The organism is Massilia sp. Masssp93 (assembly GCF_059491295.1).
Window position 1 is genome coordinate 5,087,214 of record NZ_CP168502.1, and the last position, 24,744, is coordinate 5,111,957.

The 24,744-nt window shown below is 68.2% G+C and carries 16 protein-coding genes; 6 read left to right on the forward strand and 10 right to left on the reverse strand.

Going from position 1 to position 24,744, the window contains the following annotated elements:
* Nucleotides 1-6: 6 nt before the first annotated feature.
* The 4 genes from ACEN9Q_RS21030 to ACEN9Q_RS21045 form a co-directional block, all read right to left on the reverse strand.
* The gene (locus ACEN9Q_RS21030; RefSeq protein ID WP_495625916.1) at nt 7-873 is read right to left on the reverse strand and encodes a formate dehydrogenase accessory sulfurtransferase FdhD; all 867 of its coding nucleotides are present in this window, start codon (nt 871-873) and stop codon (nt 7-9) included.
* Nucleotides 870-3,680: a formate dehydrogenase subunit alpha gene (gene fdhF, locus ACEN9Q_RS21035; RefSeq protein WP_495625917.1), complete on the reverse strand. Its 2,811-nt coding sequence runs from the start codon at nt 3,678-3,680 to the stop codon at nt 870-872. Before fdhF ends, ACEN9Q_RS21030 begins: the two co-directional genes overlap by 4 nt.
* Entirely contained in the window at nt 3,677-5,377 is a 1,701-nt protein-coding gene (locus tag ACEN9Q_RS21040; protein ID WP_495625918.1) for an NADH-ubiquinone oxidoreductase-F iron-sulfur binding region domain-containing protein, read from the reverse strand. Before ACEN9Q_RS21040 ends, fdhF begins: the two co-directional genes overlap by 4 nt.
* 247 nt (nt 5,378-5,624) lie before the next feature.
* On the reverse strand, nt 5,625-7,301 hold the full coding sequence (locus ACEN9Q_RS21045) for an OFA family MFS transporter (protein WP_056449806.1): 1,677 nt from the start codon (nt 7,299-7,301) through the stop codon (nt 5,625-5,627).
* Between the two features lie 139 nt (nt 7,302-7,440).
* Between ACEN9Q_RS21045 and ACEN9Q_RS21050 the strand changes: the two genes are divergently transcribed.
* The gene (locus tag ACEN9Q_RS21050; protein ID WP_495625919.1) at nt 7,441-8,949 is read left to right on the forward strand and encodes a class I adenylate-forming enzyme family protein; all 1,509 of its coding nucleotides are present in this window, start codon (nt 7,441-7,443) and stop codon (nt 8,947-8,949) included.
* 246 nt (nt 8,950-9,195) lie between these two features.
* On the opposite strand, the gene ACEN9Q_RS21055 is transcribed toward ACEN9Q_RS21050, so the two are convergent.
* Nucleotides 9,196-9,432 (reverse strand): hypothetical protein, encoded by a 237-nt coding sequence (locus ACEN9Q_RS21055; protein WP_495625920.1) that lies wholly within the window; start codon nt 9,430-9,432, stop codon nt 9,196-9,198.
* Between the two features lie 188 nt (nt 9,433-9,620).
* Between ACEN9Q_RS21055 and ACEN9Q_RS21060 the strand changes: the two genes are divergently transcribed.
* Nucleotides 9,621-11,873, forward strand: a complete 2,253-nt coding sequence (locus tag ACEN9Q_RS21060) for a family 1 glycosylhydrolase (protein WP_495625921.1) — start codon at nt 9,621-9,623, stop codon at nt 11,871-11,873.
* Nucleotides 11,874-12,082: 209 nt separating this feature from the next.
* A complete protein-coding gene (locus tag ACEN9Q_RS21065; RefSeq protein ID WP_495625922.1) occupies nt 12,083-13,024 on the forward strand; it encodes a DUF535 family protein in 942 nt (313 codons plus the stop codon).
* Between the two features lie 82 nt (nt 13,025-13,106).
* On the opposite strand, the gene waaF is transcribed toward ACEN9Q_RS21065, so the two are convergent.
* Genes waaF through ACEN9Q_RS21080 form a run of 3 tightly spaced genes read right to left on the reverse strand, consistent with a single transcriptional unit; the run spans nt 13,107 to nt 17,162 of the window.
* Complete coding sequence (gene waaF / locus ACEN9Q_RS21070) at nt 13,107-14,195, reverse strand: lipopolysaccharide heptosyltransferase II (protein ID WP_495625923.1); 1,089 nt, start codon at nt 14,193-14,195, stop codon at nt 13,107-13,109.
* A complete protein-coding gene (msbA, locus tag ACEN9Q_RS21075) occupies nt 14,192-15,922 on the reverse strand; it encodes a lipid A export permease/ATP-binding protein MsbA (protein WP_056449815.1) in 1,731 nt (576 codons plus the stop codon). Before msbA ends, waaF begins: the two co-directional genes overlap by 4 nt.
* The gene (locus ACEN9Q_RS21080; RefSeq protein ID WP_495625924.1) at nt 15,915-17,162 is read right to left on the reverse strand and encodes an O-antigen ligase family protein; all 1,248 of its coding nucleotides are present in this window, start codon (nt 17,160-17,162) and stop codon (nt 15,915-15,917) included. The genes msbA and ACEN9Q_RS21080 overlap by 8 nt, the downstream gene beginning before the upstream one ends.
* A gap of 55 nt (nt 17,163-17,217) precedes the next feature.
* On the opposite strand from ACEN9Q_RS21080, the gene ACEN9Q_RS21085 reads away from it, so the two are divergent.
* Together ACEN9Q_RS21085 and ACEN9Q_RS21090 are read left to right on the forward strand one after the other, a co-directional pair.
* Nucleotides 17,218-18,054 (forward strand): glycosyltransferase family 2 protein, encoded by an 837-nt coding sequence (locus tag ACEN9Q_RS21085; RefSeq protein WP_495625925.1) that lies wholly within the window; start codon nt 17,218-17,220, stop codon nt 18,052-18,054.
* 104 nt (nt 18,055-18,158) lie between these two features.
* Complete coding sequence (locus ACEN9Q_RS21090) at nt 18,159-18,890, forward strand: class I SAM-dependent methyltransferase (RefSeq protein WP_056449821.1); 732 nt, start codon at nt 18,159-18,161, stop codon at nt 18,888-18,890.
* A 143-nt stretch (nt 18,891-19,033) separates the two neighbouring features.
* Here the strand turns inward: ACEN9Q_RS21090 and dnaE are convergent, their stop codons facing one another.
* Together dnaE and ACEN9Q_RS21100 are read right to left on the reverse strand one after the other, a co-directional pair.
* A complete protein-coding gene (gene dnaE / locus ACEN9Q_RS21095; protein WP_056449823.1) occupies nt 19,034-22,528 on the reverse strand; it encodes a DNA polymerase III subunit alpha in 3,495 nt (1,164 codons plus the stop codon).
* Between the two features lie 89 nt (nt 22,529-22,617).
* Complete coding sequence (locus ACEN9Q_RS21100; protein ID WP_495625926.1) at nt 22,618-23,730, reverse strand: acyltransferase family protein; 1,113 nt, start codon at nt 23,728-23,730, stop codon at nt 22,618-22,620.
* Between the two features lie 139 nt (nt 23,731-23,869).
* Between ACEN9Q_RS21100 and ACEN9Q_RS21105 the strand changes: the two genes are divergently transcribed.
* Nucleotides 23,870-24,739: a sulfurtransferase gene (locus tag ACEN9Q_RS21105; RefSeq protein ID WP_495628977.1), complete on the forward strand. Its 870-nt coding sequence runs from the start codon at nt 23,870-23,872 to the stop codon at nt 24,737-24,739.
* The last annotated feature ends 5 nt before the right edge of the window (nt 24,740-24,744 follow it).

Below are 24,744 nucleotides of genomic sequence, written 5' to 3' on the forward strand. Positions count from 1 at the left end.
CAGACGTCAGGCCGTGCGCAAGGTGCGGGCCGCCTCCAGCGCGGCCAGCCACTCCGGCTCGAACACGAGGCGCTCTTCCCCGGACAGCAACAGGAAGTGGTGGCCGCTGCAGCGCGCCAGCAGCGACATGCCGACCTGCGCCGCCACCGCGTGGCCCATCTGCGTCGTGCCGGAGCGCGACAGCAGGAACGGGATGCCCATCTGCGCGCCCTTGATCACCATTTCGGACGTCAGCCGGCCCGTCGTGTAGAACACCTTGTCGGCGCCGTCGACGCCTTCGAGCCACATCAGGCCCGCGATGGCGTCGACGGCGTTGTGGCGGCCGACGTCCTCGATGAACCACAGCAGTTCGCCGGCGCCCGTGAACAGCGCGCAGCCGTGCACCGAGCCGGCCTGCCGGTACACGGATTGCTGGGTGCGCACCGTCTCGACGATGCGGTGCACGACCGACTGGCGCAGGCGCGCGTCCGGCGGCAGCACGATGCGGTCGACCTCGTCCATCAGCCCGCCGAACACGGAGCCCTGGCCGCAGCCCGTCGTGACGACCTTCTTCGCCGTGCGCGCCTCGACGTCCTGGATGCCGGCGCGCGTGACGACGGCCACGGCATCCACCGACCAGTCGACCTGCACGGACACGATGTCGTCCAGCGACCGCACGAGGCGCTGGTTGCGCAGGTAGCCCAGCGTGAGCGCCTCGGGCGCCGCGCCCAGCGTCATCAAGGTGACGAGCTCGCGCTTGTCGACATACACCGTCAACGGCCGCTCGGCCGGGATGTGGAGGGTCGTGCGGCGCCCGTGCTCATCGATGGCCGTGACCGGATGCGTGAGGCCGGCGCTGGCCTCGGACAGCTGCGGACGATATGAAGATGTCATGCCTGCAATTGTGCCATGGGGTCCAGAATCTGGCCGCCACCGTAGGAACCCTGGTGCGCGACCTGCCCGCCCAGGCGCACGCGCACGGCGCAGTATTTGAATTCCGGGATCTTGCCGAACGGGTCCAGCGCGGCATTCGTCAGCCGGTTGATCGCCGCCTCGTAGTAGCAGAACGGGACGAACACGGCGCCGCGCGGCGTGCCGTCGTCGGCCCGGGCGTACAGCGCGACTTCGCCGCGGCGCGACGCGATCGTGATCACGTCGCCCGGCCGGCCCCCGAGCGCCTCCAGGTCGAGCGGATGCACGAGCGCGACCGGGTCCGGCTCGAGCGCATCGAGCACGCCGGCGCGGCGCGTCATGCTGCCCGTGTGCCAGTGCTCGAGCTGGCGGCCCGTGATCAGCACGACGGGGTACTCGGTGTCGGGTCGCTCGTCGGCCGGGATGATGTCGGCCGGGACGAAGCGCGCGCGGCCGTCCTCGCGCGGGAAATCCTGCGTGAAGACGACCGGCTCGCCCGGGTCGCCCTCCGCGCGGCACGGATACGTGACGGCACCGTCGCGCTCCAGCCGGTCCCACGTGATGCCGGCGATGCTGGGCATGAGTCGCCGCATCTCGTCGAACACGGCCGCCGGCCCGGCGTAGTCCCACGGCAGGCCGAGGCGGCGCGCCACCTGCTGGATGATCCACAGGTCCTGGCGCGCGGCGCCGGGCGGGTCGAGCGCCTGGCGCCCCAGCTGCACCACGCGGTCCGTGTTCGTGAAGCTGCCCGTCTTTTCGGCGAACGCGGACGCCGGCAGGATCACGTCGGCCAGGTACGCCGTCTCGGTGAGGAAGATGTCCTGCACGACGAGGTGGTCCAGCGCAGCGAGCGCCTCGCGCGCGTGGTTCGCATCCGGGTCGGACATGGCCGGGTTCTCGCCCATGATGTACATGCCGCGGATCCTGTTCTCGCCGCCGGCCAGGATGTCGTCCATGATCTCGACGACCGTCAGGCCGGGCCGGGCGTCCAGCGCCTTGCCCCACGCGGCTTCGAACTTCGCCTGCGCTTGAACATCGTCGACGCGCCGGTAGTCCGGATACATCATCGGAATGAGGCCGGCGTCCGACGCGCCCTGCACGTTGTTCTGGCCGCGCAGCGGATGCAGGCCCGTGCCGGGACGGCCGATCTGGCCCGTCATCAGCGCCAGCGCGATCAGGCAGCGCGCATTGTCGGTGCCGTGCACGTGCTGCGACACGCCCATGCCCCACAGGATCATCGAGCCTGTCGATGCCGCGTACAGCCGCGCCACGTAGCGGATCGTCTCGGCGGCGATGCCGCAGATGGGCGCCATCGCTTCCGGGCTGTAGTTGGCCACGTTCGCCGCCAGCGCGTCGTAGCCGCTGGTGCGGTCGGCGATGAAGGCCGGGTCGACCAGGCCCTCCTCGACGATCGTGTGCATCATCGCGTTGAGCAGCGCGACGTCGGTGTCCGGCTTGAACTGCAAAAAGCGGTGCGCGTGGCGCGCGAGGTCGGAGCGGCGCGGGTCCATCACGATGAGTTTCACGCCCGTGCGCACGGCGTTCTTCATCCACGTGGCGGCAACAGGGTGGTTGACGGTCGGGTTGGCGCCGATGACGATCACGACTTCGGCCCGCGTCACATCCATCACCGGATTCGACACGGCGCCGGAGCCGATCCCTTCCAGCAGCGCGGCGACGGACGACGCGTGGCACAGCCGCGTGCAGTGGTCGACGTTGTTGCTGCCGAAGCCCGTGCGCACGAGCTTCTGGAACAGGTACGCTTCCTCGTTGCTGCCCTTGGCCGAGCCGAAGCCGGCCAGCGCGCGGCCCCCATGCGCGTCGCGGATGCGCGCGAGGCCGCCGCCCGCCGCCGCCAGCGCTTCTTCCCACGTCGCTTCGCGGAACACGTCGAGCACGCGGCTCGGGTCCATCGTGAAGTCGCCGCGCTTCGGCATGCCTGCGCGCCGGATCAGCGGCTTTGTGAGGCGCTGCGGATGGTGCGCGTAGTCGTAGCCGTAGCGGCCCTTCACGCACAGGCGGCCGTGGTTCGCGGGGCCGTCGCGGCCGTCGACGCGGACGATGCGATTGTCCTTCACGTGATACGTCAGCTGGCAGCCCACGCCGCAATACGGGCAGACGGAATCGACCTGTTTGTCGGGCACGGCCAGGGCGGCACCGCGCGCGGGCGCCAGCGCGCCCGTCGGGCAGGCCTGCACGCATTCGCCGCAGGCCACGCACGTCGAGGCGCCCATCGGGTCGCCCTGGTCGAACACGATGCGCGCGTTCTCGCCGCGGCCGGCAAGGCCGATCACGTCGTTGACCTGTTCGTCGCGGCAGGCGCGCACGCAGCGCGTGCACTGGATGCAGGCGTCGAGATTCACTTCGATGGCCGCGTGGCTGGCGTCCGCCGGCGGCACCGCGCGCGTGGCGGGGAAGCGCGGCGTGCCCACGCCAAGTCTGTCCGCCCACTGCGCAACCTCGTCGTCGCGCGTGTACGTCGTTTCCGGCAGGTCGGACAGCAGCAGTTCCAGCACCATCTTGCGTGCGGCGACGGCACGCGCGCTGTCCGTGCGCACCTTCATGCCGGCCACCGGCTGGCGGCAGCACGACGGCGCCAGCGTGCGCTCGCCGTCGATCTCCACCACGCACGCGCGGCAGTTACCGGCCGGCTCCAGGCCGTCCTTGTGGCACAGGTGCGGCAGGTCGACGCCGGCGCGGGCGGCGGCGTCGAACAGGGTCTCGAAAGGCCGGGCCGCGACTTCGCGGCCGTCGATCTCGAACGTCACGCCGGGCACATTCGCATTCATGATCCCTCCAGCTCGTGCGGAAAGTATTGGATGACGCAATCGAACGGGTTCGGCGCGGCCTGGCCGAGGCCGCAGATCGACGCGTCGCGCATCACCTGCGACAGTTCGGCCAGCAGCGCCGTGTCCCACACGTCCCGCTCCATCAGCGCGACGGCCTTCGCGGTGCCGGCGCGGCACGGCGTGCACTGGCCGCACGATTCGTCGCGGAAGAAGCGCAAGGTGTTCAGCGCGGCCGCGCGGGCCGAATCCCGGTCGGACAGCACGACGACCGCGGCCGAGCCGATGAAACAGCCGTGGCGCTGCAGCGTGTCGAAGTCGAGCGGGATGTCGGCCATGCTGGCGGGCAGGATGCCGCCGGACGCGCCGCCCGGCAGGTAGGCATAGAACGCGTGGCCGTCCTGCATGCCGCCGCAGTATTCGTCGAGGAGTTCCTGCATCGTGATGCCGGCCGGCGCCAGTTTCACGCCCGGCTCGCGTACGCGGCCCGACACGGAAAACGAACGCAGCCCGCGCCGGCCGTGGCGGCCCTGGTTCGTGAACCACTCGGCGCCGCGTTCGAGGATGTCGCGCACCCAGTGCAGCGTTTCCAGGTTGTGTTCCAGCGTGGGCCGCCCGAACAGGCCCACCTGCGCCAGGTACGGCGGACGCAGGCGCGGCATGCCGCGCTTGCCCTCGATCGATTCGATCATCGCCGACTCCTCGCCGCAGATGTAGGCGCCGGCGCCGCGGCGCAGCACGATCTCCGGCAGGTCCGGCACGGGCGGATCGGCGCGCAGCCGGTCCAGCTCGTGCGCCAGCATGGCGCGCAGGCCGTGGTATTCGTCGCGCAGGTACAGGTAGATGGTGTCGATGCCGACGGCCCACGCGGCGACCAGTGCGCCTTCGAGGAAGCGGTGCGGATCGCGTTCGAGGTAATGGCGGTCCTTGAACGTACCCGGTTCGCCTTCGTCGATGTTGACGGCCATGAGGCGCGGCCCCGGTTCGTTCCTCACGATGCGCCACTTGCGCCCGGCCGGAAAGCCCGCCCCGCCCAGGCCGCGCAGGCCGGATGCCATCAGGGTCACGATCGTGGACTCGGGGTCGAGGTGCCCCTCCATGCAGGCGCGCAGCAGGCGGTAGCCGCCCGCGGCGCGGTAGGCGTCGTAATCGGCGTGGCCCGTGTGCACGTCGGTGGCGGGGCCGGCGGCGGCGGCCCGCACCGTGTCGACGCTCGCCCCGGTGACGGGACGCTGGCCCACGAGCGCCGCGGGCGCGCCGTCGCAGCGGCCGATGCAGGGCGCGGCCAGCACGCGGACCTGCGTGCCGAGGATCGCCGGCAGGCGCGCAAGCAGGTCGCGCGCGCCGGCCAGTTCGCACGACAGGCCGGCGCACACGCGCACGGTCAATGCCGGCGGCGCATCCTCGCCGTCGCGCAGCACGTCGAAGTGGTGGTAGAAGGTGGCCACCTCGTAGACCTCGGACTGCGCCAGCTTCAGCTCTTGCGCGAGGGCCGCCAGGCGGGGCGCGGACAGGGCGCCGTAGCGGTCCTGGACCTTGTGCAGGTGCTCGATCAGCAGGTCGCGCCGGCGCGGCGCATCGCCCAGCGCGGCCTGCACGTCGGCGAGGGCCTGCGGGTCGACGCGCCGGCCTTTGGGTGCCTCGCGCTTGCGCTGGCGGCTCGGGCCTTGCGTGGCGATGGGGATGACGGGGTGGTTCATGGTCGATCCTGTCTTACGTTGGATGATCGATGTGCAGCCGTTCGTTGACCGCGTGGGCGGAGGCCGCCCACCCTACCGGCAGCGCAACGGCCGCCGCAAAACGACGCGTTGCGGAACCGGCGGCGCGACGATCGCCGCAAAACGACGCGTTGCGACACCGGCGGTGCAACGGATCGCCGCAAGACGACGCGTTGCCGGTAGGGTGGGCACCCCGTGCCCACGCGTTCAACCAGCGCATGCATTCACATCACTGGAACAGCACGATGGCCTTCTGCAGCGTGATCCACACGCCGATCAGCAACGGCACGCCGACCACCGCCCAGGCCAGCGCCGCGACCAGCGGATTGCCCGCCGCCACCGGCACCGCCACGGCCGCGCCGCCGGCCATGCCGGCCACGCCCGGTGCGCTTGCCGGCGCACGCCCGGCCGCGCCGTCGCGCTCGTGCGCCAGGCGCCGTTCGTCGGCCAGTTCCTGCTCGCTCATGAAGTGGCGCGCAGCCACCGGGCGCACCATCAGGTTGCACAGGAAGCCCAGCACCAGCAGGCCGGCCAGCACGTACATCACCGTATCATACGCCTGTGCCTTCGGCACGCCATGGGCGATCTGGTACTCGCGGATGTAGTTGATCAGGCTGGTGCCGACGACGCCCGCCGCGGACCAGGCGGTCAGCAGGCGGCCGTGGATCGCGCCCACCATCTGCGTGCCGAACAGGTCGGCCAGGTAGGCCGGCACGGTCGAGAAGCCGCCGCCGTACATCGACAGGATGACGCAGAAGAACACGACGAACAGGGCCAGGTGGCCGCCGTGCGCCAGCGCCGGAATCGCCGCGTACAGCACGAAGCCGAGCACGAGGAACACGAAGTACGTGGCCTTGCGGCCGATGTAGTCCGAGCACGAGGCCCAGGCGAAGCGGCCGCCGATGTTGAACAGCGACAGCAGGCCCGTGAAGCCGGCCGCGATCGTCGCGATCTGGGCCTTCTGCCCCGCGTTCAGGTCGTTGAAGGCCGCCGTCACGCCGATCAGGCGGCCGCCGAACACTTCCTGCAGCAGCGGCGACGCCATCGCCAGGATGCCGATGCCGGCCGAGACGTTCAGGAACAGCACCAGCCACACGAGCCAGAACTGCGGCACCGAGCCGACGTGGTTCACGTGCACGTGGCGGTGGGTGATCATCGCGTTGGCACCCTTGGCGGCCGGCGGGGTCCAGCCTTCCGGCGCCCAGCCCGTGGCCGGCACGCGGTACGACAACGCGCCGCCCATCATGAACACGAAATAGATCGCGGCCAGCGCGAGGAACGTCTCCCACACGCCGACCGACGTGGCGGTGGCGAAGTGCTTCATGAGGCGGTCGGCCAGCGGCGCGCCGATCATCGCGCCGCCGCCGAAGCCCATGATGGCCATCCCGGTGGCCATGCCGCGCCGGTCGGGGAACCATTTGATGAGCGTGGAGACGGGCGAGATGTAGCCGAGACCGAGGCCGATGCCGCCGATGACGCCCGAGCCGAGCCACATCAGCCAGATCTGGTGGGCGTGGATGCCCAGCGCGGAGATCACGAGGCCGCCGCACCAGCACAGGGCCGAGACGACGCCGGCCTTGCGCGGTCCCGCGTGTTCGAGCCAGCCGCCGAACAGCGCGGTCGACAGGCCCAGGAACACGAAGAACAGCGTAAACATCCAGCCCAGCATCGAGATCTTCCAGTCGCAGTTCGTCGCCGTGATCTCGGCCAGGAAGCCCATGCCGGCCGGGCAGGCGAGCGATTCCTTGATGCCGACCGCCTTCGACAGCGGCAGCCAGAACACCGAGAACCCGTAGGCCATGCCGATGCACAGGTGGATCGCGAGCGCGGCGGGCGGCACGAGCCAGCGATTGAATCCGGGCTGCGCCACGGTGTGTTCTTTGTCCAGCATATCCAGTAAAGCCATGTCCCCTCCGTGATTATCGTTGTTCAGAGCGTATACTTATGGAAACTTTTACTGCATCGCGAGCGTATCACGAGTGTGCGCGGCGCCCAATATTTACAGCGGCTGGCGGGACCGCGCCGGCCCGGTTATCATCGCGGCCATGATCGACATCCCCGCCCTGCTCGCCGCGCTGCCCGCACGCATCGACGCGATCGTGCGCAGCGCCGCCTCACGCACGCCGGATGCGCCGGCCCTCGTCGACGCCGGCCGCACGCTGACCTACCACGACCTCGCCGCCCTCATCGACCGCCGCGCCGCCCAATTGCGGGCACACGGCGTGCGGCCCGGCGACCGCGTGCTGCTGGCGAGCGAGAACTGCGCGGACCAGGTCGCGCTGATCTTCGCCGCCGCGAGCGTCGATGCGTGGATCGTCAACGTCAACCCGCGCCTGACCGCGCCCGAACTGGACGCGATCCGCACGCACAGCGGGGCGCGCATCGCGCTCTACACGGCGGCCGTGTCGCCTGAAGCCGAGGCGCACGCCGCGCGCGCGGGCGCCGCGTTCGACGACGGCGTCATGATCGGCCCGCCGGACGACGACTGCGCGCCGGCGGACGAGCGCGACGTCGCGGCGCTCGTCTACACGACGGGCACCACGGGCCAGCCGAAAGGCGTGATGCTGAGCCACCGCAGCCTGCTGTTCGTGGCCGCCGTTTCCAGCCGCCTGCGCGGCCTCGTGCCGGCCGACCGCGCCTGGGGCGTGCTGCCCATCTCGCATGTGTACGGCCTCACGTCCGTGATGCTGGGCACGCTCAGCGCGGGCGCCTGCCTGCACCTGGCGCCCCGCTTCACGCCCGAGGGCATGCTGGCCGCGATCCGCGACGACGGCCTGTCCATCGTGCAGGGCGTGCCCGCGATGTACGCGCGGCTGCTGGAACTGGTCGGCGCCGACGCGCGGCTGCCGTCGCGCCTGCGCTTCGCGTACGCGGGCGGCTCGCCGCTCGATCCGGCATTGAAGGCATCCGTCGAGCGGCTGCTGGGCGTGCCGCTGCACAACGGCTACGGCCTGTCCGAAGCCGCGCCCACGGTCAGCCAGACACGCCTGGACGCGCCGCGCGCCGACACGTCCGTCGGCCAGCCGATCCCGGGCGTCGAGGCGCGCGTCGTCGACAAGGACGGGCGCGCCGTGGCCGATGGCGACGCGGGCGAATTATGGGTGCGCGGGCCGAACCTGATGCGGGGTTACTACCGCGACCCGGCGGCGACGAATGCGGCGCTGCGTCCCGGCGGCTGGCTGAACACGGGCGACATGGCGCGGCGCGGCGCGGATGGCGCCCTGTTCATCGTCGGCCGCACGAAGGAATTGATCATCCGGTCAGGTTTCAATGTATTCCCGCTGGAAGTGGAGACGGTGCTGAACGCGCATCCGGGCGTGACGCAGTCGGCCGTCGTGGGCCGCACCGTGGCCGACGGCAACGAGGAAGTCATCGCCTTCGTCCACCCCGATCCGCGCCGCCCGCCCGATGAAGCCGAGCTGCGCGCGTGGGCGGCGGAACGGCTGGCGCCGTACAAGCGGCCGGCGCGCATCGTCATGATGGATGCCCTGCCCGCTGCGGCGAATGGGAAGGTGCTCAAGCACGTGCTGAAGCAACGAGCCGCAACGATGTGACAAGCGCCACCGCACGCTGAACCGTCGCCCCCGCGCAGGCGGGGGTCCAAGTATTCCGGCGCAGTCGACATGCGTAAAACTTAGATCCCCGCCTGCGCGGGGACGACGTTGTCATCTGCGCCGTTGTTATCTGCGCCGTTGTTATCTGCGACGTTGTCACCTGCGCCGTTGTCACCTGCGCCGTTGTCACCTGCGCCGTTGTCATCCGCGCCGTTGTCATCTGCGCCGTCGTCATCTGCGCCGTCGTCATCTGCGCCTTTTCTTCCAGTCGTAGCCCGGCCCCGTCACATCCACCCCCGGATGCCCGACGACGTCCGGATGCTCGGAACACATCGTCACGAAGCGCACGCCCTCGCCTTCGCGCTGGCGCCGCCGCAGGTCTTCCATGAAGCGCATCGCGGCCACCATCGCGGTGGTGTCGAACGCCTGCGCGTGCGGGGTCCGGTTTCCGTCTTCCTCGATCGTCCAGTACACCATGTACATGTTCGTTCCTCCTGGCCGCATCGTGTCGGCGCGCGCAGCACCTGTCAAGACAAGCCCGGCCGGCGCTTTGGCAGAGACCGCGAGAACGTAGGACTTGTCCTAAATCGAGCCTATATGTTCGCCATCCCACACAAGAAGCCGGGCTCGCCGACTAGGCTTAGACCTTGGATCAACAGCAGGACACGCACATGAATCTTAACAGTCATATCCAGCCAGCAAGCTCGCCGCTCCAGCTCTGGGGCGGCCTCGAATGCACCGTCAACCGCGTACGCGATCAGTACTTCTCCCAAATGGAACGCAATGGACATGCCGAACGGCTCCAGGACCTGGAGCGCTTCGCTTCGCTCGGCATCCGCGCCATCCGCTACCCCGTCCTGTGGGAACGGATCGCCCCCGATGGCATCGAAGCGGCGGACTGGTCGTGGCCGGACGAGCGCCTGCCCGTGTTGCAGCAACTGGGCGTGACGCCCATCGTCGGCCTCGTCCACCACGGCAGCGGCCCGCGCCATACGAGCCTCGTGGCGCCGGACTTCGCCGAGAAACTGGCCGACTATGCCGGCGCCGTGGCGCGCCGCTATCCCTGGGTCGAGTACTGGACGCCCGTGAACGAGCCCTGCACCACGGCCCGGTTCTCCGGCCTCAACGGCGTATGGTATCCGCACGGCGACAGCGAGGACCAGTTCATCCGCGCCCTCATCAACCAGTGCCGCGCGGTCGTGCTGTCGATGCGCGCGATCCGCGCCGTGAATCCGGGTGCGAAGCTGGTGCAGACGGACGACTTATCGCGCACCTATGGCACGCCGGAAATGGCGGAGGTCGCGAATTTCTTCAACGAACGCCGCTGGCTGGCATGGGACATGTTGTGCGGGAAGATCGACCCCGGTCATGCGCTGTGGGACTATCTGCTGGAAAACGGCGCGGAGGCGGACGAGCTCCTCTGGTTCAAGGACAATGCCTGCCCGCCGGACATCATCGGCGTCAACTACTACATCACGAGCGAGCGCTGGCTCGACCACCGGGCCGAACGCTATCCGGAAAGCCATCGCAGCAATTACCGCGGCATCCCGCACGCCGACATCGAATGCCCGCGCGTGCTGGCCACGCCGACGCCTGGCATCGGCCCGCTGCTGCAGGAAACGTGGGACCGCTACGGCCTGCCCGTCGCCGTCACCGAGGCCCACATCGACGCCAACCGCGAAGATCAGTTGCGCTGGCTCGTCGAGATCTGGAACGCGGCCAGGAAAGTCCAGCAGGGCGGCGCCGACATCCGCGCCGTCACCGTGTGGGCCCTGCTCGGCTCGTTCGACTGGAACTGCCTCGTCACCGAATGCCGCGGCTACTACGAACCGGGTCCGTTCGACGTGCGCGGACCGCAGCCGCGTCCGACCGCAGTCGCCAGCCTGATGCGCGAACTGGCGAGCGGCCGGCCGCTGTCGCATCCGGTGCTGCAGGGCCAGGGCTGGTGGCGCCGGCCGGGCCGCTTCCTGGCCAGGCCCGTGGCGACCAGCACGGCCGTGGCCGACATCGCCGAGCGCAGCGCGTTCCGCTCGACCTTCCCGCAGCCGATCCTGATCACGGGCGCGACGGGCACCCTGGGCCGCGCCTTCGCCCGCATCTGCGAACGGCGCAACCTCGCCTTCCACGTGCTCACGCGCCAGGAAATGGACATCGCCGATCCGGCCTCCGTCGAGGCGGCGATCGTGCGCTTCAAGCCGTGGGCCATCATCAATGCCGGCGGCTATGTGCGCGTGGACGATGCCGAGGGCGACATCGAGCGCTGCATGCGCGAGAATACCCACGGCCCGACCGTGCTCGCCCTGGCCGCCATCCGCCACGCGCTGCGCTTCATGACCTTTTCCAGCGACCTCGTGTTCGACGGGACGCAGGACCGGCCGTACGTGGAATCCGATCCCGTCGCGCCGCTGGGCGTGTACGGCCGCAGCAAGGCGGACGCGGAACGGCGCGTGCTCGACGCCGACCCGCAGGCCCTCGTCATCCGCACGAGCGCCTTCTTCGGTCCGTGGGACGAGCACAACTTCGTGACGCACGCCCTCGACGCGCTCGACGCGGGCCGGCCGTTCGCGGCGGCGTCCGACCAGGTCACGGCGCCGACCTATGTGCCGGATCTCGTCAACGCCTGCCTCGACCTGCTGATCGACCGCGAATCCGGCATCTGGCACCTGACCAACGGTGCCGCGATGAGCTGGGCCGACCTGGCGCGGCGGGCCTGCGCGGCGGCCGGCGTCGCCGACGGCCGGCTGGAAGAACGCACGACCGGCGAGCTCGGCCTGCGCGCCGCACGCCCGCGCAACGGCGCCATGAGCAGCGAGCGCGGCCTGCTGCTGCCCTCCTTCGACGATGCGCTGGCGCGCTACCTGCGCGAGCGCGAACGGGTGGACGAACGGGCGCACAAGGTCGAATCGGCGCACTACGCCAGCTGATCGCCGGCCCGGCCACGGCCGCCCGCGCCCGCGGGCGGCCGTATTACCGTTTCATTACATCGGCTGTCGCTGTATTTACCGGGGGAATTTATTTAGTTACACTGCGTTACTTAGCGTTACTCTACGCAACCTGGTGCGACTGACATGTCCGACTTCCCTCGCCAGCCGCTACCCGCGGTTCCCTGTGCTGCCCCGGCCGGACGGCCGGCATGAAACTCTATCGTGAAGACCATGGCTGGACCGAGCGCCTGCTCGCATCCGCCGCGCCGTCCGTCACGCTGCGCTCGGCCGTGCCGCCGCACCTGGCGGGCTTCAGGAAAGTGCGCGAATTCGCGAAGATCCGGCTGCGCGCCATCCTGCATCCGCGCCAGACGCCGCAGTGGCTGCACCTGCTCAACGCGCACCCGGCGTTCTCGGAATACGTGCGCAACTGCCCGCGCTTCCTGTACAAGGTCTACCGCCCCTACATCAGCCACGCGCTGGACGCCGACGCGCGCCTGGAAGCGATCCGCGCGCATTACGACTTCATGTTCCGGCGCGGCCTGGGCCAGACGCTGGCGCGCGCCAGCCTCGGTCCCGTCGTGCTGGCCGAGGCCGCGGGCAGGAGCGGCCTGCCCTACCAGATCCAGCTGCGCACCGTGAACATGTTCGACCGCGAGGGCGAACTGGTGCTGCAGTTGGCGCAGGCCGACAGCGTCCTGTACACGGTGGCGTTCACGGTGGCGCCGCGCGACGGCCGCCCGGCCGTCAGCATCGGCTGCATCCAGGGCGGCAAGACGATCGATGCGCGCGAGGCGATCCGCACGGCCACGCGCGAACTGCACGGCATCCGGCCCAAGCAACTGATGGCGATCATCGTGCGCCAGCTGGGCCACGCCTACGGGTGCGAGCGCATGGTGATGGTCTCGAACCGCAACCGCGTGATCTACAAGGCGATCCGCCACGGCCGCGTGCTGGCCGATTACGACCAGCTGTGGGAAGAACTGGGCGCGCACGAGCGGGCCGACGGCGACTGGGAACTCGACTGCGCGCCGGTGGCGGCGCCGGACCTGGAGAGCATACCGTCGAAGAAGCGGTCGGAGGCGCGCAAGCGGCACGAGCTCGTGAGCCGGCTTGCCGATGACGTGTGCGAAGGGTTGCGAGCCCGGTAGGGTGGGCGCGGCCGGCGTAGGCACCCCGTGCCCACGCGTTCAACGTCCGCCGGCACGGACGCGAATTATTCAATGTCGCGTATCACCGCGTGGGCACGGAAGTGCCCACCCTACGGTTGTCGCGGACCGGCACCAGGATCGGCACCAACTCGCTCCACACCCGCTCCACACCCATCTTGTTCATGCAATCGTGATGCCCGAGCGGGCACTCGCGCTTGCGGCACGGCGAGCATTCGAGGCGCAGCGACACCGTGCGCGCCACTTCCGACAGCGGCGGCGCGTAGTCCGGATCGGTCGAACCGTACAAGGCCACCACCGGACGGTTCAGCGCCGACGCGATGTGCAGCAGGCCGGAATCGTTGGAGACGACGGCACCGGCCTGCGCCAGCAGGGCGATGGCGTCGTCGAGCGACGTCTTGCCGGCCAGGTTCAGCACCGCCGAACCGGCCGCGCCGGCATGCTGCTGCACCTGGGCGCACGTCTCGCGGTCGTTCGGGGAGCCGAGCAGCACGACCTGCACGCCCGGCACGGCGTCCACGACCCGGGCCGCCAGCGCGCCGTAATGCGCGGGCGGCCAACGCTTGGCGATGCCGAATTCCGCGCCCGGCGCGAACGCGACGATGGGGCGCGCGAGGTCGACGTCGAGGCGTTTCCCGACCTGCTCCGTCTCTTCCCCGCCGACGACGAGGAACGGGCGCGCCAGCTTGCCCGGCAGCGGCAGCTCGGGCTCGCGCGCGAGGGCCGCGTAGAACGGCACCATCGAGCGCGGCGGCTTCTCGTCGTGGTGCATGACGTTGACCATCCCGTAGCGCATCTCGCCCTTGTAGCCCACGCGGCGCGGAATGCGCGCCAGCCACGGGATCAGCGCGTATTTCAGCGTGTTGGGCAGCACGTAGGCGTCGCTGTAGCCGCGCTCCTTGAGCAGGCGCGCGTAGCGCCAGCGTTCGCCCAGCTGCAGGGCGCGATGGCGGAACGGCGTCACCAGGATATCGTCCGCTTCCTGGATGCGGCGCCACACGGGCACCACCTGCGGCGGCGCCAGCACGTCGATGGCGCGCTCCGGGTGGGCCTGCTTGAGCAGGCGCAGCAGGGGCTGGGCCATCACGGCGTCGCCGATCCAGTTGGGCGAAATGACCAGGGTCCGCGCCCGCTCGTTGCTCTTCCCGGTCATGTTTCTTCCACCAGGGCGGAGAACTGCAGGCGGTACAGGTTGGCGTACATGCCGCCCTGCGCCAGCAGCTGGTCGTGCGTGCCCTGCTCGACGATGCGGCCGTGTTCCATCACGACGATCAGGTCGGCGCCTTCGATGGTCGACAGGCGGTGCGCGATCACGAACGTGGTGCGGCCCGCCATCAGCGTGTCGAGGGCGGCCTGCACGGCGCGTTCCGATTCGTTGTCCAGCGCCGACGTGGCCTCGTCCAGGATCAGGATCGGCGCATCCTTGTAGATGGCGCGGGCGATCGCAACGCGCTGGCGCTGGCCGCCCGACAGGCGCATGCCGTTCTCGCCGATCATCGTGTCGACGCCTTCCGGCAGGCGCGCGACGACGTCGCCCAGGTGCGCGGCATGGATGGCCGCGTGCAGGCGCGCCTCGTCGACGTGCTCGGCGCCGTACGCGACGTTGGCGCGCAGCGTGTCGTCGAACAGCACGACGTTCTGGCTCACGAGCGCCAGCTGGGCGCGCAGCGACGACAATTCGATGTCCTGGTACGGGATGCCGTCCAGCAGGACGCGGCCGGATTCCGGCTCGTAGAAGCGCGTGACGAGGTTCACGAACGTCGACTTGCCGCCGCCCGACATGCCGACCAGCGCGACGGTCTGGCCCGGCTTCACGTCCAGCGACACGTCGTCCAGCGCGGGCGCATGCGCGTTCGGGTAGCGGAACGTCACGTGCTCGAAGCGCACGTGGCCCTGCGCGCGCGCGAGGGTGCGCGTGCCCGGATCGTGCTCGACGGGCGCGTCGATCAGTTCGAACACGGTCTCGGCCGCGGCGATCCCGCGCTGCATCGGGCCGTTCACCTCGGCCAGCGCCTTCAGCGGCGTCAGGAGCATCAGCATCAGCGTAACGAACTGGGTGAATTCGCCGACCGTCATGTCGGCCCGCAGCGCCAGCACGACGACGAGCGACAGCGCCAGCGACGTGGCGATCTGCGTCACGGGCGTCGTGGCCGCGAACGCCACCGTCATGCGTTGCGAAAAGCCGCGCAGCGCCTCGCTGCGCAGGAAGAACCTGCGGTTTTCGTAGCGCTCGCCGGAGAACACGCGGATCACCTGGTGGCCGCGCGCCGCTTCCTCGACGACCTGGGTCATCTCGGCCGTCACGCGCTGGTTTTCGCGGTTCAGGTGGCGCAGGCGGCGGCTCGTCGTCCGCACGATCACGGCCGTCAGCGGCACGACGACGATCGCGACGAGGGTCAGCTTCCAGTTCAGCCACAGCAGCGAGCCGAGCAGGCCGATGACGACCAGCACGTCGCGCACGAACGAGATGAACACGGACTGGATCATGTCCACGACCTGGCGCACGTCGCCGACGACGGTGTTGATCACCTTGCCCGTCGACTCTTCGTGGAAGCGCGCGACCGGCAGGCGCAGCAGCCGCGCGAAGGCCTGGGCGCGCAAGTCGTTCAGCACGCGCGAGAGCACCCAGTTGTTGTAGTAGGCGGTGGCGAACGTGCCGATGCCGCGCAGGACGAAGATCGACACGAGCACGCCGGGGATCCACCACAGGCTGAACGGCACCTTGTTCTTGAAGCCCATGTCCATCAGCAACTGCAAGGCCTTGCCCAGCAACGGCTGGGTGGCGGCCGTCAACGCCATCGCGAGCAGCGACAGGAAGGCGCGCCCGCGATACGGCTTCAGGATCGCCCACAGGCGCTTGATGATGACGCTGTTATCCAATTTTTTCTTTCGCGTTCAGGCAGAAGCCCATGAGCAGAAACACCATGAGCGCATAGAACAGACTGCCCTTCATAGACCAGAAAATCACTTCCGTCAGCCCGAAACCGACATAGCCGAGCACCACCAGCGCCCCGCCCAGCGCGACCGCGAACTGCGGTGCGCGCGCTTCCGTCGCCCGCCCCAGGCGGCGCAGGAAAAACCGCAGGGGCGCGGCCAGGGTGGCGGCCCAGATGACGAAGCCGACCGCGCCGCCCGTCGCCAGGGCCTGCAACCCGTCATTATGCAGGTGCGGCAGCTCGAGCACCATTGGATCGAGCCGGCCGGCCTGTGCATACTCGGCCAGGCGTGCGCGGCACGCATCGAAATCCATGCCGAACAACGGGTGTTCGCGGATCAGCATGACCGCGCCCTTCCACAATTCCAGCCGGGTCCCCACATTCGTCCACACGGTGCCGCCCTCGTACCAGGTGCGGGCGTCATGGACGCCTTCGGCGAAGCGTTCCTGCACGCCCAGCGCCGGCGTGAACCAGGCCGCGGCCAGCACGGCCACGCCGGCCGCCAGCAGCGCACGCCCGCGCCGGCTGTCGATCCGGCCCGCATGGCGCCCCAGCACGAGCGCCGCCAGCACCAGCGCCGCCCACCCGCCGCGGGTGCCGGTCAGCACGGACGCGGCGAAGCCCGCCAGCGCCCCGGCGCCGGCCAGCAGCGCATCGCGCGGGCGGTCGCGCATGTCGATCGCGCCGGCCAGCGCCAGCAGCGCCAGCAGCATCGCGAGGTCGCCGAACGTGATCGAATTGATGAAGCCCCCCGGGCGTTCGATGTGCAGGGCGAAGCGCTGCCAGGCGATGAACGGCAGCGCCGCCACCGCCCCCGCGCTCGCGCCCCACCACAGCGCGCGCCGCGGCGCGCGGCTCGCCACCACGGCGGCCAGCACGGTCAGGGACAGGAGCATGCGCACCGGTTTTTCCACCACACTCATCTTTTCGCCGCGCAGCAGCGCGCAGGCCAGCACGAACAGGAGATGCAGCAGGAAGGCTAGCACGACCCAGCGCACCTCCGGCCAGTGGCGCACGAGCGCATCACGGCACGGTTTGAACAATATCAAGGCGCTGACCAGGAAGAGGAAACTTGCAAGACTCACGCCGAACGAGGTGACGAGGCTCGAAAAGGGTAACAGGAAGGCCAGGGCGCCGATCCAGACCCGCATCGGCTCCCTCGTATTCGTCGGATTACTGTTCATTGATGTTCTTGTGGGATACTCTTGCCCCTGAATACAGCAGTGTACAACGGACCTTATGCGTCACGCTCAGACAATCTCCGTCGTGATCACCACCTATAACCGGCCAGACGCGCTGGAGGCGGTGGTGCGGGCATGTTTCATGCAGAACGACAAGAATTTCGAAATCATTATCGCTGATGATGGCTCGACTGCCAACACGCGTGCCTGCGTCGAACGGCTGGCAGCCGCTTCACCGGTGCTTCTACGCCACGTCTGGCAACCCGACGTGGGGTTTCGCGCCGCCATGGCACGCAATCGCGGCATTCTCGCCGCCACTGGTGACTACATCATCTTCCTGGACGGCGACTGCGTCCCGCAGCGCGATTTCATCGCCCGCCACCGCGCGCTGGCCCGGCCCGGCTGCCTCGTGTCAGGCAGCCGCATCCTGATGTCCGAGACCCTGACGCGCCGGGTGCTGGACGACGGGATCGATGTCGCCGCCACGTCCCCGCTCACGCGCCTGCGCTGGCGGCTGCGCGGCGACCTGAACAAGACCCTGCAGCCGCTGGGGCTGCGCTGGCCCGACCTGGGACGCACGTCGCGCAAGTTTTCCTGGCGCCGCATCAAGAGCTGCAACCTGGCCGTGTGGCGCGGCGACCTGGAACGGGTGAACGGCTTCGACGAGAGTTTCACGGGCTGGGGCCACGAGGATTCCGACCTCGTCGTGCGCCTGTTCCACGCCGGCGTGATGCGCAAGGACGGCGCCTTCGCCACCGAAGTGTTCCACCTGTGGCACCGCGAGGCCCGGCGCGACCAGGAGACGAGCAACCGGCAAGTCGTCCTTGAACGCGCCGCGAACAAGGTTACACAGGCAACGATCGGGTTGCGCGAGCACGCGAACACGGCGGCGTAGCGGGCGCCGGCCGGCGCCCGCTCAACAAATAGTCTTGTCTTGTGCGCATTGCTGCACGAGTTCATCCATTAGAATACCGTTTTTGCTGAATTCGGTACGGGCACATGGCGACGCAAGGCGAGTACGACTATTTCAAGAACATCGGCGCGGACGGCATGCGGCACGCCGCGCACAAACCGTGGTCGGACAGCCAGTGCGGCATGTACCTGATGGAACTCGGCGCCATGATGGGCCTGATGCCCGACGGGGGCCGCCTGCTGGACATGGGCTGCGGGACCGGCTGGACCAGCGTGCTGTTCGCGAAGAAGGGCTACCACGTGATCGGGCAGGACCTGGTGCCGGAAGCCATCGACGCGGCGCGCCGGCTCAAGCACGACAATGGCCTGGAACATCTCGACTTCGTCGTGGGCGACTACGAGTCGCTGGCGTTCGAGAACGAATTCGACGTGGTCGTGTTCTTCGATTGCCTGCACCATGCGGTCGACGAAGTCGGCGCGTTGAGGAGCGCATACCGGGCCCTGAAGCCGGGCGGCATCTGCATCACGTCGGAGCCGGGACGGGGCCACGAAAAACGCTCGGCCGCCGTCATGCAGGAATTCGGCGTCACGGAACGCGACATGCATCCCGCGAAAATCATCCGCGGCGCGAAGAAGGCCGGCTTCACGGGCTTTTCCGTGCACCCGCACGCCCAGTATCTGTACATCGCGCTGTACCGGCGCGAGCTGCGCGGCCTGCTCGGCAAGGTGATGCGCATCCCCGGCATGCGCGCGCTCGTGGGCGCGTGCACGGTGCTGTTCTCCAAGCACCAGGCGGGGATCGTCGTCCTCAGGAAGTAACAGGCGGCGCGATCGGTTCGCAATGGTGGGCGGGGGCCGCCCACCCTACAAATAACGGCTGACGCTGCCGGTTTCCAAAATGGCAAAGGCCGTCCGATTGCGTAGGGTGGGCACCCCGTGCCCACCAATCGCATCCCCGCCGATCAATATTCGACCGCGACCTCTTTCGCCCCGAGGTGCAGCTCGAGCGCGTATTTCAGTTCGTCCGACGGCGCCACGCGCCACGCGTCGCCCAGCTGCAGGATGCACGGGATGCCCTGCGGCGTCACGCGCAGGCTGACCGGCAGGCCGTTCTCGTGGCGGTACGGCTGCAGGATCTCGGCCAGCTTGGCCGGCGCGATGGTGCACGCCACGTCCATCTCCAGCTTGTGGCCGTACTGGATGCGCGCCGTCGCGATGTCGAACGCCTTTTCGGCCGTGATGCGCAGGCCGCCGTTGAAGCGGTCTTCCGACACCTTGCCGACGACGAGCAGGAATTCGTCCTCGCGGAAGATGTTCTTGTTGGCTTCGAACAGCTCGCTGTAGATCGTGACCTCGACGACGCCCGACTTGTCGTCCAGCGACACGATCAGGATCTTGCCGCGCTGCGTGAGCTGCGTGCGCACGCCCGTGATCACGCCGCACAGCATGCGCGGATCGCGCGACGGCTCCAGGTCTTTCAGCTTGGTCTTGGCGAAGCGGCGCACTTCCTGTGCGTACGAGTCGAACATGTGGCCCGACAGGTAGTAGCCCAGCGCGGTCTTTTCCTCGGCCAGCTTCTGGCGGTCGGTCCAGGGCGTCGCCTTCACGTATTCCGGCGGCGCGACGAGGTCGGAATCGTCGCCGCCGAACAGGCTGACCTGGTTGGCGGCGGCGGCGGCCTGGCCCGCCGCTTCCATCGCGAAGGCGACCGACGCGAGCAGCACGGCGCGGTCGGTGCCGAAGCAATCCATCGCGCCGGCGCGGATCAGCGATTCGATCGTGCGGCGGTTGATCTGCTTGCGGTCGACGCGCTTGCAGAAGTCGAACAGGTCCTTGAACCGGCCGCCTTCCTCGCGCGCCGCGATGATCGCCTCGATCGCACCCTGGCCCGCGCCCTTCACGCCGCCCAGGCCGTAGCGGATGTTTTTCACCTGCTTGCCCGTGACGGACGGCGGCGGGCCTTCCGGCGTGAAGCGGAACTGCGATTCGTTGACGTCCGGCGGCAGGATCGTCAGGCCGCACATGTCGATCGAGTCCTCGACGAGGATCTTGATCTTGTCCGTGTCTTCCATCGCCAGCGACATGTTGGCTGCCATGAACGCGGCGGTGTGGTGGACCTTGAGGTACGCCGTGTGATACGACAGCAGCGCGTACGCGGCCGCGTGCGACTTGTTGAAGCCGTAGCCCGCGAACTTCTCCATCAGGTCGAAGATCTCGTCGGCCTTTTCGGTCGACAGGCCGTCCTTCGCGGCGCCGGCGCGGAAGATCGCGCGGTGCTCGGCCATTTCCTCGGCCTTCTTCTTGCCCATCGCACGGCGCAGCATGTCCGCGCCGCCCAGCGAGTAGCCGCCGACGATCTGCGCCATCTGCATCACCTGCTCCTGGTAGACCATGATGCCGTAGGTCTCGGACAGGATGGACTCCGTGCGCGGGTCCGGGTAGTCGAACTTTTCGCCGTGCTTGCGCTTGCAGAAGTCGGGGATCAGGTCCATCGGGCCCGGACGGTACAGCGCCACGAGCGCGATGATGTCCTCGAAGCGGTCGGGACGCGCATCTTTCAGCATGCCCTGCATGCCGCGGCTTTCGAGCTGGAACACGGCGACGGTCTTCGCATCCGTCAGCAGTTTATAGGTCGGCCGGTCCGTCAGCGGCAGCCTGGCCAGGTCGAAATCCTTGTCGGCCGGGTCGAGCCCGCGGATGTAGTTGACGGCGCGGTCGAGGATCGTCAGCGTGGTCAGGCCCAGGAAGTCGAACTTCACCAGGCCGGCCGCCTCGACGTCGTCCTTGTCGTACTGCGACACGACGCCGGCGTCGCCGCCCTGCGTGTACAGCGGGCAGAAGTCGGTCAGCTTGCCGGGGGCGATCAAGACGCCGCCCGCGTGCATGCCGATGTTGCGGGTGATGCCTTCGACCTGCTGCGCGAGCTCGATCAGCTGCTTCACCTCTTCCTCGTTCTCGAGGCGTTCCTTGAGCATCGGTTCTTCCTCGATCGCCTCGGCGATCGACACCTGCTTGCCCGGCTTGAACGGGATCAGCTTGGAGATGCCGTCGCAGAAGTTGTAGCCGAAATCGAGCACGCGGCCCACGTCGCGGATCGCGCCCTTCGCCGCCATCGTACCGAACGTGGCGATCTGCGACACGGCGTCGCGGCCGTACAGGTCCTTCACGTGCTGGATCACCAGTTCGCGCTTTTCCTGGCAGAAGTCGATGTCGAAGTCGGGCATCGAGACGCGTTCCGGGTTCAGGAAACGTTCGAACAGCAGGTTGTACTTGAGCGGATCGAGGTCGGTGATCTTGAGCGCGTACGCCACCAGCGAACCCGCGCCGGAACCGCGGCCCGGGCCGATCGGCACGCCGTTGTTCTTGCCCCACTGGATGAACTCCGCCACGATGAGGAAGTAGCCCGGGAACTTCATCTTGATGATGGTGTTGTTCTCGAACTCGAGGCGCGCCTCGTAGCGCGGCCGCTCTTTCTCGCGCTGTTCCTCGTTCGGGTACAGCTCGACGAGGCGCTCTTCCAGGCCCTTCTTCGTTTCGGCGATGAGGAATTCATCGATGGTCATGCCCGGCGTCGGAAAGTTCGGCAGCTGCGGCTTGCCGAGCGTGAGCGTCACGTTGCAGCGCTTGGCGATCTCCACCGAGTTGGCCAGGGCGCCCGGCAGGTCCTTGAACAGCTCGGCCATCTCGGCCTGGGACTTGAAGCACATGCCTTCGTTGAAGCGGCGCACGCGCTTGGCGTTGGCCAGCATCTCGCCCTCGGCGATACAGACGCGCGCCTCGTGGGCGATGAATTCGTCCTTGCTGATGAACTGCACCGGATGCGTCGCGACGACGGGCAGCCCGAGCCGGTTCGCCAGCGCCACCGAGTGACGTACCTGCTGTTCCTGGTTCGGCTGGCCGGCGCGCTGGATCTCGACGTAGAAGTGGCCCGGGAAGATCTGCGCCCAGCGCCGCGCGCACGCTTCCGCCTTGTCCAGGTCGCCGTTGTCGATGGCGTGGCCGATGTCGCCGAACTGCGCGCCCGACAGCACGATCAGGGCGTTCGACTGCGGCACGTCCGGCTCCAGCGTGGACACGCTCGTCGCCAGCGCTTCCAGCCACTCGACGCGGATCTCGGCCCGGCCCTTGTACTGGTTGGTGAGCCACGCCTTGGACAGCAATTCGCAGATCTGCAGGTAGCCGGTCTTGTTCTTGGCCAGGATCAGCAGGCGGAACGGCTTCTCGCGGTTCTCGTCGTTCGTGATCCAGGCGTCGACCCCGACGATCGGCTTGATGCCCTTGCCGCGCGCCGCCTTGTAAAAACGCACGAGGCAAAATGCGTTGGCCAGGTCGGTGACACCCACCGCCGGCTGCTGGTCGCGGGCGGCGGCGGCCACGAGGTCGTCGATGCGGACGAGGCCGTCGACGATCGAGTATTCGGTATGGACGCGGAGGTGGGTGAAGATCGGGGAAGTCATCCTGTCATTTTACCTCGGACGGCCGGACGGGATGGTTGCATCCAGGCACGGTGGCGCTCTTGACAAGATGCGGCCGCGTGATCAATCCATCATTGCACGGCCACGCCCGCCTGCACCGGCCGGTCGGCACCGTAGCGGCGGCGCATGCGCAGGAACGGCTCCTCGATGCTGTTGTAGCTGAGGGTCGCCAGCATCCACGTCGCGCCATAGCTGACGGCCACCATGAGGGCGGCGTCGAGCCAGCCGCGGCCGGTCGGGTGCACGAGGCCGACGCGCTGGGCCAGCAGGTGCAGCAGCCCCATGTGTAGCAGATAGAAGGAAAAGCTGACCTTGCCGCCGTGGCACAGCACGCGCTCGACGACGTCCGGCAGGCGCGGCCGGAATCCCACCCAGGCGACGATGAAGAAGGCCCAGCCGGCGGACTCCGCCATCGACCAGAAGATCCAGAACGACGATTTCGGCGTCGCGCCGAACGGCGCCAGGCGGTGCATGGTGGCGGTGTCCCACACGACGAGCGCGGCCGCGGCCACGAGCAGCCACGGCGCGTGGCGCTGCAGCGTGGGCTGGTATTGCTGGTACAACATCGCAGCGAGCATGCCGATCAGGAACTGGTCGAAGCGGCCGACGAACGTGCAGAAATACATCAGCGTGCTGTTGTCGTTGACGGTATAGGCGGCGAGCTTGAAGAACGCCATCAGCACCAGCAGCTGGAGCACGTAGCGCTTGCCCCGCTCCAGCGCAAAGCGGGCCAGGAACGGGAAAACGAGGTAGAACAGGAATTCGAGGGAAATGGTCCAGGCAGCGCCCGTGACCACCGTGCCCGACGTCGGCGCATGGCCGAGGTTGGTGGCGAACAGGTACAGCAGGTCCTGCGGCTGGAAATTATCGCGCCCGATCGACGTCGCGACGAGGAAGATCGTCAGGAACAGGGGGAAAATGCGCAGCACGCGGTTGCGCACGAAATCGCGGTAGACGATGGTCTTTTGCGCCAGCGCGATCTGCATGAACAAGAAACCCGACAGCGTGAAGAACAGCCCCACGCCCGTATGCCCTTCCGTGATCAGGGCCGCCCAGTTGCTCGCCAGCGGCGCCCCGCCCAGGACGCGGTACTCCAGGTGGAAATGAAATAAAAAAACGATGGTGGCGGCCAGCCAGCGCAACTGGTCGATGCGCGGGTTGTATTGCAGGTTCAGCGATTGCATGGGAAGGCCGGAAGGCTTGCATGAAAGAAAAGCATTGTAATGCCAATTGCCGCGAATGCGACGTCGTCTGCTGGGCTCAGCTGCCCGCATTTTCTAGCATATAATAGAAGGCTTCATTTCACGTTCCTCCGCTTTAACGATCATGCACGTCAATATCGCCGCCTACAAGTTCGTCAGCCTCGACAACCTCGAAGAGATGCGCCTGCAATACCAGGCGCTGTGCACCGAACTGGCCCTCAAGGGTACTGTCCTGCTGACGCCGGAAGGCATCAACATGTTCGTGTCCGGCCCGCGCGAGGCGGTCGACCAGTACCTCGCCTGGGTGCGCAGCGACGCCCGCCTGGCCGACCTGGAGTGGAAGGAAAGCCTGTCGACCGACCAGTCGCACCGCCGCATGCTGGTCCGCATCAAGAAGGAAATCATCACGATGCGCATGCCGCTGATCAAGCCGGAACTGGGCCGCGCGCCATCCGTGGCGCCGAAGACGCTCAAGCGCTGGCTCGACCAGGGCCATGACGACGACGGCGTCCCGGTCGTCATGATGGAAACCCGCAACGCGTTCGAGGTGGACGTCGGCACGTTCGACAACACGCTCGACTACCGCATCGACAAGTTCAGCGAATTTCCAGACGTCGTCGAGAAACACAAGGACGAGCTCCGGGGCAAGACCGTCGTGACCTTTTGCACGGGCGGCATCCGCTGCGAAAAAGCGGCGATCCACATGCAGAACATCGGCTACGACCGCGTCTACCAGCTCGACGGCGGCATCCTGAAATATTTCGAGGAAGTGGGCGGCGACCACTACACGGGCGACTGCTTCGTGTTCGACTACCGTACCGCCCTCAACCCCAAGCTGGAACCGACGGAAACCGTGCAGTGTTTTGCCTGCCGCGCCGTTGTCACGCCGCGCCAGCAACTGGCGCCGGAGTATGTGGTGGGGAAATCGTGTCCGAATTGCGCGGGTGGCAAGACGGCCGGCAGCACGATGGCGAACGAAGCGGGCGCCTGAGCCCG

Bases quoted from the DNA above. Each gene is read 5' to 3' on its own strand.
- ACEN9Q_RS21040 (WP_495625918.1), bottom strand. From the start codon at position 5,377: ATGAACCACCCCGTCATCCCCATCGCCACGCAAGGCCCGAGCCGCCAG.
- ACEN9Q_RS21060 (WP_495625921.1), top strand. From the start codon at position 9,621: ATGAATCTTAACAGTCATATCCAGCCAGCAAGCTCGCCGCTCCAGCTC.
- ACEN9Q_RS21045 (WP_056449806.1), bottom strand. From the start codon at position 7,301: ATGGCTTTACTGGATATGCTGGACAAAGAACACACCGTGGCGCAGCCC.
- ACEN9Q_RS21085 (WP_495625925.1), top strand. From the start codon at position 17,218: ATGCGTCACGCTCAGACAATCTCCGTCGTGATCACCACCTATAACCGG.
- ACEN9Q_RS21100 (WP_495625926.1), bottom strand. From the start codon at position 23,730: ATGCAATCGCTGAACCTGCAATACAACCCGCGCATCGACCAGTTGCGC.
- ACEN9Q_RS21090 (WP_056449821.1), top strand. From the start codon at position 18,159: ATGGCGACGCAAGGCGAGTACGACTATTTCAAGAACATCGGCGCGGAC.
- ACEN9Q_RS21055 (WP_495625920.1), bottom strand. From the start codon at position 9,432: ATGTACATGGTGTACTGGACGATCGAGGAAGACGGAAACCGGACCCCG.
- ACEN9Q_RS21030 (WP_495625916.1), bottom strand. From the start codon at position 873: ATGACATCTTCATATCGTCCGCAGCTGTCCGAGGCCAGCGCCGGCCTC.
- ACEN9Q_RS21065 (WP_495625922.1), top strand. From the start codon at position 12,083: ATGAAACTCTATCGTGAAGACCATGGCTGGACCGAGCGCCTGCTCGCA.
- fdhF (WP_495625917.1), bottom strand. From the start codon at position 3,680: ATGAATGCGAATGTGCCCGGCGTGACGTTCGAGATCGACGGCCGCGAA.
- dnaE (WP_056449823.1), bottom strand. From the start codon at position 22,528: ATGACTTCCCCGATCTTCACCCACCTCCGCGTCCATACCGAATACTCG.
- ACEN9Q_RS21080 (WP_495625924.1), bottom strand. From the start codon at position 17,162: ATGAACAGTAATCCGACGAATACGAGGGAGCCGATGCGGGTCTGGATC.
- ACEN9Q_RS21050 (WP_495625919.1), top strand. From the start codon at position 7,441: ATGATCGACATCCCCGCCCTGCTCGCCGCGCTGCCCGCACGCATCGAC.
- waaF (WP_495625923.1), bottom strand. From the start codon at position 14,195: ATGACCGGGAAGAGCAACGAGCGGGCGCGGACCCTGGTCATTTCGCCC.